The sequence below is a fragment of the Millionella massiliensis genome, assembly GCF_900104655.1.
GTDB lineage: Bacteria > Bacteroidota > Bacteroidia > Bacteroidales > Rikenellaceae > Rikenella > Rikenella massiliensis.
The window spans coordinates 24,565-38,490 of the sequence record NZ_FNWD01000002.1; the positions used below are offsets into that span (position 1 = coordinate 24,565).

Here is a 13,926-nt window from a genome sequence, read left to right on the forward strand (position 1 = left end):
CTCTTTCTGCCCGGTGTCTTTGGCCGACTTTTCCCCGGTGACCGGAGACCGAAACCGGTTTGAGTTATGGGGTGTTGGGTCCGCAGGACCCTTTCGGGTGTTATGTGAGGCGGTTAAATGCCGTAGATCCAGCCTTCAAGGGTTTTCCAGATCTGGTTTTGCACCTCTTCGCTCTGGGTGCTGATGCGGGCACGGTGGCTGCCGCCGGGTTCGACGATCAGTTTCATGTTCTGTTTGCCTTCGAAGACGGCGGGATCGAGCATCGCGGCGCTCCACGGGTCGTTTTCGCCGTAGATGCAGATCACTTTGGGGTCGTTGGCCTTGTAGAAGGCGACGATTTTGCGTGAGAGGCCGTCGCTGAAACGGATCCGACGGGCGTCGTCGGGCAGCAGAATGCGGGGCAGGTAGCCTTTGGCGTTCTTGATCGAAAGCAGCCCTTCGAAGGGGGTGGTGTCGTAGCCGTAGTAGCCGAGTTCGCGCTGGGCCTGGACGAAGAACGAGGGTTCGTCGTTGATGGCGAAGTAGTCGGGCGATACGGTGGCGATCAGGTGGTCGAGCAGCTCCTGATGGGGCGAGTCGCTGTCGGGAATCACGCTCACGGCGGTGCCCCACTGCCAGATCGAGAAGGAGTATTCCAGCACGGTGAGGTCGAAAATTTCGTCGATGTTCGTGCGGAATTTGTATCCTTTGGATTTGCAGTATTCGTCGAACATCGGGACGAGTTCCTTGCGGCGTTTGAGCACTTCGGTCTGGAATTCGCGGATGGCGGCACGCTCTTCGGGGGTGCCGACCTGTTCGAGGAAGGGTTCGTGGCGGCCGTCTTCGACACCGAAGCAGATCGGGCCTACGTAGGCCACGGTCACATCCACATCCCCGGGGTAGAACATGCGGTAGATGAGCGAGTTTTCGCCGCCTTTGCTGATACCGGTGCCGATCCACTTCGCGGGGTAGATGGCGTCGAGGGCCTGACGGATGGCGTGCAGGTCGGCGGCGGCATTTTCGGCGGTCATGTATTCCCAGTTACGAGGCTTGGGGGTCGATTCGCCGAAGTAGCGGTGCTCGACGAAAATCTGGTTGCTGTTCAGCCGCGAGGAGAGCTCTTCGCGGTACCGGGGCCCGAGGGCGCGGGCTCCGCCGTATCCTTCGGTCACGATCACCGTGGGGCGGTCGAAACCGGCGTGGGCGACGACAAAACGCTGTTCGAAGCGCCCTTTCGAGGGATTTTTATGGTCGAGAGGTTGGTCGAACATCACGGCGTAGCGTTCTTCGAAGACGCCGGGGTCGAGCTCTTCGACCGATACGACGCCTTTGAGGGCGATCAGTTTGTCGTACAGTTCGGTGGCGCCGGCCACGGCGATCCCTGTCACGAGCAGGACGAGCAGGGAGAGGGTGATTCTCAGTTGTCTCATATGATTTTGGTGCGGAATTACTGGTTTATCGTTGGATTTGGTCGTAGAGTCTCAGGAAGGTGCCGGTGAGTGCTTTCCAACTGAAGCGTTGTTTCTCGACGGCGATCTGGCTGCGGAATTCGTCGGCCTTATGCTCGGTGTAGAAGGTGTCGATGGCCCGGGCAATGGCTTCGGGGGTGACGTCGACCACGTAACCGACACGTCCGTCGGGCACGATTTCGGGCAGACCGCCCACGCGGGTGACGATCATCGGTACGCCGAAGTGGTAGGCCACCTGGGTCACGCCGCTTTGGGTTGCGCTACGGTAGGGCTGCACCACGAGGTCGGCAGCGCCGAAATAGTTGCGCACTTCGCTTTCGTCGATATAACGGTCGTGGATGATCAGGTCGGAGGCTATCCCCAATGTCTCGATCAGCCGGTCGTATTTCTCCTGATTACCGTAGTATTCACCGCCGATGAGCAGTTTGCGGCCGGCGGTTTTGCCTTGTGCTTTGAGTTGGGCCCACGCTTCGAGCAGCAGATCGAGCCCTTTGTAGTCTCGGATGAAACCGAAAAAGAGCACGTAGTCGATAGCGGGGTCGAGACCGAGTGCCCGACAGGCTTCCGCTTTCGGAACGGGTTGGCCGTAGGTGTCGTATATCGGATGGTGGGCCATGGCGCGAAGCCCTTTGTAGGCAAAGGTATCGAGGTCGCGTCCCACTTCGTCGGACATGTAGACCACGGCGTCGGTCTGACGCAGGAAATAGGCGGTCAGTGCGCGGTCGCCGGGACGCTGTTCGTGGGGGACGATGTTATCGGCTAGGGCAATGACGCGTGTGGCGGGCGAGCGGTGGCGGATGGTGCGGGCGACGGTTCCCAGCGACGGCCCCATGAAGGGCATCCAGAAGCGGGGAATGACCAGATCGGGTTGCTCGCGGGCGATTTCTCGTCCCACGCCGGGCCAGTTCAACGGGTTGACGGAGTTGATGCGTCGCTCGATGGCGATTCCTTCGGGAGCGGCCATGCGGGTGTACTGGGTACGCCCGGGAAAGAGAAACGACGGATATTGCAGCGTGAAGTTGATAATCTTCACGTCGTGTCCTTCGCTGCCGAACGAGGCGGCCAATACTTCGTTGAATTTGGCGATGCCGCCCCGGTAGGGATGTGCCGGGCCGAGTATCCGAATCTTCATGCGGGTCTTCGTTGTTTCTGTTTTATTCCACTAATGTACGAAAAAAGGTATTATATTTGATTCTAGAAATACAGAAACTTCGAATTTCAAACCATACCTGACCATGAAAACCGATATCGAAATCGCACGCTCGGTACAGATGAAACCGGTCACCGAGGTGGCACAACAACTGGGCATCAATCCCGAAGACCTGGAACTGTACGGAAAATACAAGGCCAAAGTTCCGCTGTCGTACATCGACCGCTCGAAAAATCCCAATGCGAAATTGATACTCGTCTCGGCCATCTCGCCCACGCCCGCCGGCGAAGGCAAAACGACCGTCTCGATCGGCCTGACACAGGCGCTTAACCGTATCGGCAAACGTTCTTGCGTGGTGCTGCGCGAACCTTCGCTCGGGCCGGTCTTCGGCTTGAAGGGGGGTGCTACCGGAGGCGGCATGTCGCAAGTGCTGCCCATGGAGGATATCAATCTTCATTTTACGGGCGACTTCTCGGCAATCGAAAAGGCGCACAACCTGTTGGCGGCACTGATCGACAATAACATCCAGAGCAAAACCCGTTCGTTGGGGCTCGATCCTCGGACCATCTCCTGGAAACGGGTGATGGACATGAACGACCGCTCGCTGCGGCACGTGGTGGCGGGGCTCGGCGGTACCGGATCGGGTGTGCCGCGCGAAACGGGTTTCGATATTACGGCGGCTTCGGAGGTGATGGCCATTTTGTGCCTGGCGACGAGCATGTCCGATTTGAAACGGCGTCTCGGCAACATCTTCGTCGGCTTTACCTATGACAAAAAACCGATCTACGCCCGCGACCTGAACGCCGAAGGGGCGATGGCTACGTTGCTGAAGGATGCCATCAAACCCAACCTGGTGCAGACGATCGAGGGAACGCCGGCGCTGATTCACGGTGGCCCGTTTGCCAATATCGCTCAGGGTACCAATACGGTGCTGGCTACCCAAATGTCGCTTTCGCTGACGGATTACACGGTGACCGAGGCCGGTTTCGGCTTTGACCTGGGTGCTGAAAAATTCCTCGATATTAAATGTCGGGCTGCCGGCCTGTCGCCCAATGTGGTAGTGCTGGTGGCTACGGTGCGGGCGCTCAAATACCATGGCGGACAACCGCTCAAGGAGTTGAAAACGCCGAGTGTCGAGGCGCTGGAGCGTGGTATCGTCAACCTGCAGAAGCATATCGAAAATATCGGTCTGTTCCACCTCTCACCGGTGGTGGCCATCAATAAGTTTGTGACGGACAGCGACGAAGAGTTGCAGTTCATCCGTGACTATTGTGCTCAGCGCGGGGTGCCGTGTGCGATTGCCGACGTGTGGGGGCAGGGCGGTGCCGGTACCGAGGAGCTGGCTGCCATGGTGGTCGAGGCTGCCGATCGTTGCTGCTCGGATTTCCAGCCGTTGTATCCGTTGGACGAGCCGGTGATGAAGAAAATCGAGACCATTGCGAAGGGTATCTATGGCGCCGAGGCCGTAGACTATACGCCCAAAGCGAAAAGCGCCTTGAAACGGATTGCCGATTTGGGTCTGGACGGTTTGGCTATTTGTATGGCCAAGACGCAAAAATCGTTGTCGGACAATCCGGCGCTGTTGGGACGCCCCAAGGATTTTGTGATCACGGTGCGTGATATTGAGATTGCGGCCGGGGCTGGTTTCCTGATCCCGATTACGGGTGAGATTATGCGTATGCCCGGTTTGCCGGAAGATCCTGCAGCCGAACATATCGATATTGATGATGAGGGAAATATCTCGGGCCTGTTCTAAGTCTGGGGTAAGCGTGAAAAACAGAGGGGCGTGCCGGTTGCGGTACGCCCCTCTGTTGGTTGTGAGGGAGGGAGCGGTTCGGTGCTTACTGTACGTGTGATGGCTTTGGGGACCTCGTCAGAGTGGTTTCTAATGACACAAGCGATACGCAGTATCGCCCGCTCCGCCGCGAGCACGCGGCCGCCGCCCGCGCAGGGCAGTCGGAGAATGGTTCTATCTGAGAATAAAGCCCGCTCAAAGATAAACGAACGATTCGCGCCGCTGGGCGAATCATTCGTTTATCTCTTTATCGCGTTCGCGGGCAATCTAAATACAATGCCGTTCATCGCGGACAGTCCGGAACTGCCCTCACGCCGGGCGGGCGGTGCCTTCGGGCACCCCGTCAGAGTGGTTTTTAATGACATAAGCGATACGCAGTATCGCCTGCTCCGCCGCGAGCACGCGGACGCCGCCCGCGTAGGGCAGTCGGAGAATGGTTCTATCTGAGAATAAAGCCCGCTCAAAGATAAACGAACGATTCGCGCCGCTGGGCGAATCATTCGTTTTCTCTTTTTATCGCGTTCGCGGGCAATCTAAATACAATGCCGTTCATCGCGGACAGTCCGGAACTGCCCTCACGCCGGGCGGGCGGTGCCTTCGGGCACCCCGTCAGAGTGGTTTTTAATGACATAAGCGATACGCAGTATCGCCTGCTCCGCCGCGAGCACGCGGACGCCGCCCGCGCAGGGCAGTCGGAGAATGGTTCTATCTGAGAATAAAGCCCGCTCAAAGATAAACGAACGATTCGCGCCGCTGGGCGAATCATTCGTTTTCTCTTTTTATCGCGTTCGCGGGCAATCTAAATACAATGCCGTTCATCGCGGACAGTCCGGAACCGCCCTCACGCCGGGCGGGCGGTGCCTTCGGCCACACCGTCAGAGAGGTTTTTACCGACATAAGCGATACGCAGTATCGCTTGCTCCGCCGCGAGCACGCGGACGCCGCCCGCGCAGGGCAGTCGGAGAACGGTTTTGTTCGCACGAAATAAAGCCCGCTCAAAGATAAACGAACGATTCGCGCTATTGGGCGAATCATTCGTTTATCTCTTTATCGCATTCGCGGGCAATCTAAATACAATGCCGTTCATCGCGGACAGTACGGAACTGCCCTCACGCCGGGCGGGCGGTGCCTTCGGGCACCCCGTCAGAATGGTATTACCTCGAACAGATGCTGTGTCGTAAGTTGATGTTTATCGGCAGTCGATGCAAACTCATCCCTGCTTCGTCGCGGGCACTCCGTCAGAGGGGTATTACCTCAAATAAATGTCTTGCCGAAAATTTATGTAATACGGGCTGTTATAAGTGTGAGGCTTTGTACCCAACCATCAATCTCCTACAGTTCGGATAGCTCCAACCAGCGCATTGACTTAGCATCGATTTCCTCGATCAGTGTCGCGATGCGTTCTGACTTGGCTATCAAATCCTCTGTCGATAGCGTCCCGCTGCTCATCTCGGCCTCCAGCGTCGCTTTTTCGGCTTCCAGCTTCGGAATCTCAGCCTCAAGGGCTTCAAATTCCCGCTTCTCGTTGAATGACAGCTTCCCTTTGACGCGCTCTTTGGGCTTTTCTGTCTTGGGCGGGATCGAGGGCGTGGGTTTTATGGCAGCCTGCGACTGTTTTGTCTCCTGCTCCTTGCGCCAGACCCGATAGGCGGTGTAGCTGCCCGGGAAATCCTTGATGTTGCCGTTCCCGTTGAATACCAGCAGGTGATCGGCCACCTTATCCATAAAATAGCGGTCGTGAGATACCACGATCAGGCATCCCGAGAAGACGGAAAGGTACTCCTCCAGAACATTGAGCGTCTGAATATCGAGGTCGTTGGTGGGCTCGTCCAGCACCAGAAAGTTCGGATTGCCCATCAGAATCGTACACAGGTAGAGCCGGCGCCGCTCGCCCCCGCTCAGCTTGGCCACGTAGTCGTACTGGGCCTGGGGCGAGAACAGAAACCGCGTGAGCAGTTGCGACGCGCTGATCTGTTTGCCGTCGCTCAGGGTGATGTTTTCCGAGATGGCCGTGATGATGTCAATCACGCGGGCCTGCGGATCGAACTCCAGCCCCTGCTGGCTGTAGTAGCCGAACCGCACCGTTTCGCCGATGTCGATCGTGCCGCTGTCCACCGGTTCCAGCCCCAGTAGCATCTTGATGAAGGTCGATTTCCCCGTACCGTTGTTCCCCACGATACCCATCTTTTCGTAACGCGAGAAGAGGTAGCTGAAATCGTTGAGAATCACCCGGTCGCCGAAGCGTTTGCAGAGGTGCGACACCTCGAAAATCTTTTTGCCGATATAGGTTTGTCGCACATCGAGCTGCACGGTCTCTTCGCTGCGGCGAACGTGGGCCTTCTCCTTGATCTCCTGAAAGGCGTCGATCCGGTATTTCGCCTTGCCCGACCGTGCCGAAGGGGTGCGACGTATCCACTCCAGCTCCCGGCGGTAGAGGTTCTTCATGCGGGCGACCGATGCGTCGGCGGCGTCGAGACGTTCCTGTCGTTTTTCGAGGTAGTAGCTGTAATTGCCTTTGTAGCTGTAAATCTGTCGATTGTCGATTTCGAGAATCTCGTTGCAGACCCGGTCGAGGAAGTAGCGGTCGTGGGTCACCATCAGCAGACTCATGCGTCGCCCGGCGAGGTACTCTTCCAGCCACTCGGTCATCTCCATGTCGAGGTGGTTGGTCGGTTCGTCGAGGATCAGCAGGTCGGGTTCCACGATCAGCGCTGCGGCCAGGGCGACCCGTTTGAGCTGGCCGCCCGACAGGGTCTCGATTTTTTGGTCGAGGTCCTTGATTTCGAGGCGCGTAAGAATCTCTTTGGCACGCTGTTCGAAATCCCAGGCGCCGAGCGCCTCCATGCGGGTCAGCAGTTCGTTCAGTTGTGCGGCGTCGTTGCGGGCCATGGCCTGTTCGTAGCGGGCGATGGTCTGCACCATCTCGTTCTGGCCGTGGAAGCAGGCTTCGAGCACGGTCAGTCCGGCTGGGAAACGGGGATCCTGTTCCAGGTAGCCGAGGGTCAGGTCGCGGCGGAAGACCACCTCGCCGCTGTCGTAGTCCATCCGTCCGGCTATGATGTTGAGCAGGGTGGTTTTGCCGGTTCCGTTGGCGGCGATCAGTCCGACGCGTTGGCCTTCGCTGATGCTGAAGGAGATGTTCTCGAATAGGGTCCGCGCTCCGAACGATTTGGTGAGCGAGGTGACCTGCATGTGGATCGACATGGCGGTTAGAGGTGTTGCGGTATTTCGTTGATGAATCGGTAGCTGCGGGCCGTGTGGTCGATCTCGCAGCAGTAGTGGCGGAGACCGTTGGTCACCACCAGGTAGGGTACCCCGAGGCGGATGTTGTAGTGGGCCACCTGGTCGAAGACCTCCTGGGTGATGGCCACCGTGGCGGCTTTGCATTCGACCACGAGGCGTGGTTCGGCCTGCCGGGAGTAGACGACGATGTCGGCCCGGTAGGTGAAACCGTCGATCGAGAGGGCCTGTTCCTGAACGATGCGGTAGGGGTCGACGCCGTAACTGTCGGTCAGCAGCCGGATAAAGTGTTGGCGGACCCACTCTTCGGGTGTAAGTACCAGCCATTTGCGACGCAGCGGGTCCCACACCTCGGGTTTGTTCCCGGTGTGTCGGGTGCGTAGCGCCGCGGGGGGCAGGTTCAGGGGCGGATATTTGTCGCTTGCGGCCATCTCGGACACAAAAATACAAAAAAAGCGGAGGGCCGAAACCTCCCATGGTTTCGGCCCTCCGTAGAGGGGGATCGGATCGGCACCTTCGTTCCGTCGTATGAAACCCGTTCGGTGTACGGGCAGTTTTGCCGACACCTTCAAGCAACTGTGAGCCAACGGGACTCTAAAAACCGAGTCTTCGGATCAGCTTTCGTTGGGCTTCCGTGTGGCTGAGTCTTTTCGAAATAGCTTAAACATGTTCTTTCGAAAAGTTCCGGATGCGCGTCGGTCGGGGAAACGGAATGGACAGACGGTCCGCAAGGGGTTACAACTGGGTGTCGGGATCGAGGTTTTTGCCTTCGATGTCTTTGAAGTATTTATAGGTGCCGACTTTCAGTTCCGCGGTGGCGTCTTCGTCGCAGACGATGATACCGTGGGGGTGCTGCTGGAGGGCGCTGATGGTCCACATGTGGTTCACACCCTCTTCGACGCCGTGGCGCAGGGCGCGTGCCTTGCCGTGGCCGTTGACCAGGATGAGCACCTCTTTGGCGTCCATGATGGTGCCGACGCCGACGGTCAGCGCGGTCTTCGGAACCTGGTTGATGTCGTTGTCGAAGAAGCGCGAGTTGGCGATGATGGTGTCGAGCGTCAGGGTCTTCATGCGGGTGCGCGAAGTGAGCGACGAGGCCGGTTCGTTGAAGGCGATGTGGCCGTCGGGGCCGATGCCGCCCATGAAGAGCTGGATGCCGCCCAGTGCCTGGATCTTCGCTTCGTAGGCTGCGCATTCGGCTGCGGGGTCGGCTGCGTTGCCGTTCAGGATATTGACGTTCTCGGGTTTGATGTCCACGTGGTTGAAGAAGTTGGTCCACATGAAGGTGTAGTAGCTCTGCGGGTGGTTCTGCGCGATGCCGCAGTATTCGTCCATGTTGAAGGTCACCACGTTGGCGAACGATACTTTGCCGGCTTTGTTGAGGGCGATGAGCTCTTTATAGGTGCCCAGCGGGGTCGAACCGGTCGGCAGACCGAGCACGAAGGGTTTTTCGGCGGTCGGACCGAAAGTGTTGATTTTGTGAGCGATGTAGTTGGCTGCCCAGCGCGAGATGTGGGCGTAATCGGGTTCGATGATCAGTCGCATATCTGTTGGTTTATAAGTTGTTGCAACGGCTGTCGGCGGATGTTCGGGGCATCTGCCGTATCCGTACAAATATAGGCCAAGTGGGACTATTTTCCAAGTATGCGGATGCGGGGGTAGCGGGCGGGAGTGGCGAACAGCGAGCTGTCGATCCACATGCGCTCTTCGGATTGGGGTGCGCTGGGCACCTGGACGCGGTATTCGCCGGCCGGGGGAAGCAGTTTCGTCGGGTCGTGCGGCGTGTCGGTACGGATCAGGTAGGGGCCTCCGAGCATGTGGCCGGCTGTCTCCATGTCGCCGGCTTCGATGGCGGCACGGATGGCGGTGGAGCTGATGTTTTCGTATCGGCCGAGGTTGGCGGTGTGGATGCCGTCCTGTTCGAGCTGGGCGGCCGAGCCGGACCGGTTGTGGCCGAAATGGTGTCCCTCGCCGGAGAGGACGGTTTCGGCGTGGAGTCGCTCGATCAGATATTTCTGCGTGAAGGTTTCGCTGTCGATACGGCTGAATTCCAGGGTGAAGTGTACGACAATCACGTGATCGACTCCGGTTTCGCTGAGCAGCTCGAGTTTTTCGGGCAGGGTGCTGAGCAGACGGTTTTCCCCCTTGAGCACGAACCGGGGATGGGGGTCGAAGGTGACCACGACGGATTGTCCGTCGGGGGCCAGGTCGGTGTGGGCAATGTGGTTGAGCCGGTCGATGAGCAGCCGGTGGCCGCGGTGCACGCCGTCGAATGAGCCGACGGCTACGGCGGTTCGTCGCAGCGGGGGGAGGGTGTCGAATCCGTAGTGTACCTGCATGGCGCTCTGGGGGATTAGCGGTTCGACGAGGTGTCGGAACTTTTGGCGAAGTAAGCTACTTTTTCGAGCAGGGTGATGATGTCGTAGTCTTCGACGTATATGTCGTCCGGGAAGTTGAGGGGCGTGGAGGTGAAGTTCAGTACGCCGCGGATGCCGGCGCGGGTGATGGGGTCGACCATCGAGGCGGCCACGGACGACGGCGAGGTCAGGATAATGACGCGGATGTTGTGTCGTACGGCGGTCTCGACGAAGGTGTCCATGTGGTAGCAGGGGACGCCGGCGACGGTGTGGCCCACTTTGGCGGGGTCGATGTCGAAGGCGGCGGTGATCTGCAGACGCGAGCGTTTGCCGTTGAAGTAGTGGGTGACGGCCTGCGCCAGGTTACCCATCCCGATGATGCCGACATTCAGCCCGTCGGGACTGTCGAGTATCGTGCCGATGAATTCGATCAGCACTTCGACGTCGTAGCCTTTTTTGGTGTCGCTGCTGAAGCCGATCAGCATCAGGTCGCGTCGGACCTGTACGGCGGTGATGCCGTGCATCGAGGCCAGCTCGTGGGAGTAGATGTGGGTACGTCCCTGTTTCAGGCATTCGAGCAACATACGCCGGTATTCGCTCAGGCGTTCGATGGTTCGTTCGGGGAGTCTTTTGGCGGCTGTGTGTGCGGCTTCGGTAGTCATGGGGCCGATGGGGTGTGTACGGTCGGTTAGGGTTGTTGTGAGTCGATTAACAGTAGGCAAATATAATACTTTTTTCCGGACGCTGTACGGTACTTTTTTGTGGATGGACGGGGTGGACGGCATGGGGCCGGAAATGCTCCGTCGCACAGCTCTGGGGCCGAAACGTCTGCTTCTCGCGGGGTTGAGTGAACGTAGGTGAGCGGTGATGTGGCTGCAGACTTGTTGTATTTGCCGTCAGGCAATCGGGCTTGCGGTGGGAGTGGAAAGGGGTGGCCGGGGTGTATCTGTTCCCTGCAGAAGGTGAATATCCGCGTCAGAGGATGAATCGCAGAGTGGAGGAGGTGTGTACGAAAAAACGCCTCGTCCGGGTAGGGCGAGGCGGCTGGGACGGTCGCGATGGCGACCGATGAAGAGGCTTTAGAATTTAGAGCAGGCTCTTGATGTCTGCAATGATGCGGTTGGCAAGGGCTTCGGCGGCTGCCTTGTCTTTGCTTTCGGCGTAGATGCGGATGATCGGTTCGGTGTTCGATTTGCGCAGGTGGACCCATTCGGTGGGGAAGTCGATCTTCACGCCGTCGATGTCGTTCACTTTTTCCGATGCGTATTTGGCTTTCATCTTGGCCAGAATGCCGTCCACGTCGGTGCCGGGTACCAGGTCGATCCGGTTTTTCGAGATGTAGTAGGCCGGATAGGTGGCTTTGAGCTGCGAGAGCGTTTTGCCGGTTTTGGCCAGGTAGGTCAGCAGCAGGGCGACACCCACCAGTGCGTCGCGGCCGCTGTGCAGGGCGGGGTAGATGACACCGCCGTTGCCTTCGCCGCCGATGATGGCGCCGGTTTCGCGCATTTTGGCCACTACGTTGACTTCGCCTACGGCTGCTGCCGAGTACGAGCCGCCGTGTTTGGCGGTGATGTCGGCCAGGGCGCGCGAGGAGCTGAGGTTCGATACGGTGTTGCCGGGGGTCTGCGAGAGGACGTAGTCGGCAACGGCTACCAGCGTGTATTCTTCGCCGAACATCGAGCCGTCTTCGTTGATCAGGGCCAGACGGTCGACGTCGGGGTCGACAACGATACCCAGGTCGGCCTTTTCGGCGGGCACCCGGGCCGAGATTTCGGTCAGGTGTTCGGGGATGGGTTCGGGGTTGTGGGCGAAGTGACCGTTGGGGGTGCAGTTCAGTTCGACGACTTCGACGCCGAGGGCTTTGAGCAGGGCCGGCATCACGACACCGCCCACGGAGTTGACGGCGTCGACGACGACTTTGAATTTGGCTTTGCGAACGGCTTCGACATCGACCAGCGGGAGGGCCAGTACGGCGTCGATATGCTGCTGGTCATAGGATTCGCGGATGATGACGCTGCCGATACCGTCGATTTCGGGGAAGGTATAGGCGTCGGTGTCGGCGATTTCCAGCACGCGTTTGCCTTCGGCGGCGTTGAGGAATTCGCCGTGGCGGTTGAGCAGTTTCAGGGCGTTCCACTGTTTGGGGTTATGGCTGGCGGTGAGGATGATACCGCCATCGGCGTTGTGTCCCGTGACGGCCATCTCGGTGGTCGGGGTGGTGGCCAGTCCGATGGCGATCACGTCCACGCCGCTGGCCATCAGGGTGCCTTCCACGATGTCGGCTACCATCTGGCCCGACAGACGCGCGTCGCGGCCGACCACTACGCGCAGTTTACGGCCTTCGACCGGGGTGGTCTCTTTGAGCCACTGGCTGTACGATGCGGTGAACTTCACCAGATCGATCGGGGTGAGGGCATCGCCGGGCGTGCCGCCGATAGTCCCTCGAATGCCTGAAATGGATTTGATCAGGGTCATGGTTGTTGCTACATTTTTGAATTAGCCGGCAAGTTACTAAATTAGCCGGAGTTTTATCCTCGTTTGCGATGAAAATCGATACTTTTTTTCAGGAAAATATTCGTCTGTCGTTCGCTTCGATACAGGGCAACCGGCTGCGTTCGATATTGACGATGGCCATCATCGCGATCGGAATCATGTCGCTGGTGGGGATCGTCACGGCCATCGAGTCGATCAAGGTGAGCCTGACCGAATCCTTCACCTCGCTGGGTGCGGGGGGCTTCTCGATCCAGCGGCAGCGACTCTTTGGTATGGATTGGGGGCGCAGCCGCAACGATAACTTCATTACGTACGACCAGGCGGTCGAGTTCCGCGAACGTTTTTCGATTCCGGCATCGGTTGCCCTGACGATGAGCATCAGTAGCAGTGTGACGGCCAAGTACCAGTCCGAGAAGAGCAACCCCAACCTGTGGCTGGGGGCGATGGATGAAAACGGGTTGCGCAACAGCAGCCTGGAGATCGCCCAGGGGCGTAACTTTTCGCGGCGCGAAGCGGAAGGGGCGGCACGCGTGGTGGTGATCGGGAGTGGTGTGGCCGACGTGCTCTTTCCCACGGGCGAATCGCCGCTCGGCAAGTCGGTCAATATTGCGGGCGGACGGTTTGAGGTGGTGGGTGTGTTGGCTCCGAAGGGGAGCGGCATGGGCATGGGGCGCAACGACGACCTGCGGCTGATTGTTCCGGTCACTACGGCGCGGGCGGTCTTCCAGTCGGTGAGGGTGAGCATGGTAATCTCGGTGATTCCGGACGATCCGCGGCTGCTGGATGTGGCGGCCGGTGAGGCCGAAGGGTTGTTCCGCGTGATCCGGAGGCTGTCGGCCGCAGACGAGTCTGATTTTGCCGTCGAACGGAGCGACTCGCTGGCGGCGATGCTGGCCGAAAACCTCGCGACGGTGACGCTCATGGCGCTGCTCGTCGGGCTGATCACGCTGCTCGGGGCGGCGGTCGGGCTGATGAATATCATGCTGGTGTCGGTCAGCGAGCGCACGCGTGAAATCGGTACCCGAATGGCCCTCGGCGCCAAACCGCGCACCATCCGGCAGCAGTTCCTCTTCGAGTCGATCATCATCAGCCAGTTGGGGGGAATCTGCGGTATCGTGCTGGGAATCTTGTGCGGCAACCTGGTGTCGGTGCTGACCGGGGGTGTCTTCGTGGTGCCGTGGATGTGGATACTGATCGGCGTGGCGCTCTGTCTGGTCGTGGGGGTCGGCTCGGGTTACCTGCCGGCTCGCAAGGCGGCGTCGCTCGATCCGGTCGAAGCGTTGCGCTATGAGTAGGGAAATCCGGTAGTGAGGGGCAAAGACGTGCCGGAATCGCAGCCGTTCGTCCCCGATGCCGCTCGCTGGACTCTGTTATAAAAGGAGACCCGAATAGATGGGGCTGTAGTGGCCCTTGTCTATTCGGGTTCTTTGTCTGAAAAGGCTT

At 59.0% G+C, this 13,926-nt stretch carries 10 protein-coding genes; 2 read left to right on the forward strand and 8 right to left on the reverse strand.

Features of this window, described 5'->3' with window-relative positions; translation table 11 throughout:
• Positions 1 to 113: 113 nt before the first annotated feature.
• Both BQ5379_RS00115 and BQ5379_RS00120 read right to left on the reverse strand, forming a co-directional pair.
• A complete protein-coding gene (locus tag BQ5379_RS00115; protein WP_071133558.1) occupies positions 114 to 1,409 on the reverse strand; it encodes a S28 family serine protease in 1,296 nt (431 codons plus the stop codon).
• Positions 1,410 to 1,434: 25 nt separating this feature from the next.
• On the reverse strand, positions 1,435 to 2,580 hold the full coding sequence (locus tag BQ5379_RS00120; RefSeq protein ID WP_071133559.1) for a glycosyltransferase: 1,146 nt from the start codon (positions 2,578 to 2,580) through the stop codon (positions 1,435 to 1,437).
• Between the two features lie 103 nt (positions 2,581 to 2,683).
• Between BQ5379_RS00120 and BQ5379_RS00125 the strand changes: the two genes are divergently transcribed.
• On the forward strand, positions 2,684 to 4,354 hold the full coding sequence (locus BQ5379_RS00125) for a formate--tetrahydrofolate ligase (protein ID WP_071133560.1): 1,671 nt from the start codon (positions 2,684 to 2,686) through the stop codon (positions 4,352 to 4,354).
• Positions 4,355 to 5,725: 1,371 nt separating this feature from the next.
• Here BQ5379_RS00125 and BQ5379_RS00140 read toward each other — a convergent pair.
• The 6 genes from BQ5379_RS00140 to glmM all read right to left on the reverse strand — a co-directional run bounded on the left by BQ5379_RS00140 (position 5,726) and on the right by glmM (position 12,465).
• A complete protein-coding gene (locus BQ5379_RS00140; RefSeq protein WP_071133563.1) occupies positions 5,726 to 7,597 on the reverse strand; it encodes an ABC-F family ATP-binding cassette domain-containing protein in 1,872 nt (623 codons plus the stop codon).
• Positions 7,598 to 7,602: 5 nt separating this feature from the next.
• Positions 7,603 to 8,064 carry a type I restriction enzyme HsdR N-terminal domain-containing protein gene (locus BQ5379_RS00145; protein WP_071135467.1) on the reverse strand — a complete coding sequence of 154 codons (462 nt, stop codon included), beginning with the start codon at positions 8,062 to 8,064 and terminating at the stop codon, positions 7,603 to 7,605.
• Positions 8,065 to 8,368: 304 nt separating this feature from the next.
• On the reverse strand, positions 8,369 to 9,178 hold the full coding sequence (gene nagB, locus BQ5379_RS00150; RefSeq protein WP_071133564.1) for a glucosamine-6-phosphate deaminase: 810 nt from the start codon (positions 9,176 to 9,178) through the stop codon (positions 8,369 to 8,371).
• An 86-nt stretch (positions 9,179 to 9,264) separates the two neighbouring features.
• Positions 9,265 to 9,972, reverse strand: coding sequence for an FAD synthetase family protein (locus BQ5379_RS00155; RefSeq protein ID WP_071133565.1), 708 nt, complete (start codon positions 9,970 to 9,972; stop codon positions 9,265 to 9,267).
• A gap of 14 nt (positions 9,973 to 9,986) precedes the next feature.
• Complete coding sequence (locus BQ5379_RS00160) at positions 9,987 to 10,652, reverse strand: redox-sensing transcriptional repressor Rex (protein ID WP_071133566.1); 666 nt, start codon at positions 10,650 to 10,652, stop codon at positions 9,987 to 9,989.
• Between the two features lie 424 nt (positions 10,653 to 11,076).
• Positions 11,077 to 12,465, reverse strand: a complete 1,389-nt coding sequence (glmM, locus tag BQ5379_RS00165; RefSeq protein WP_071133567.1) for a phosphoglucosamine mutase — start codon at positions 12,463 to 12,465, stop codon at positions 11,077 to 11,079.
• A 68-nt stretch (positions 12,466 to 12,533) separates the two neighbouring features.
• Between glmM and BQ5379_RS00170 the strand changes: the two genes are divergently transcribed.
• Positions 12,534 to 13,778, forward strand: coding sequence for an ABC transporter permease (locus BQ5379_RS00170; protein ID WP_071133568.1), 1,245 nt, complete (start codon positions 12,534 to 12,536; stop codon positions 13,776 to 13,778).
• Positions 13,779 to 13,926: the final 148 nt, after the last annotated feature.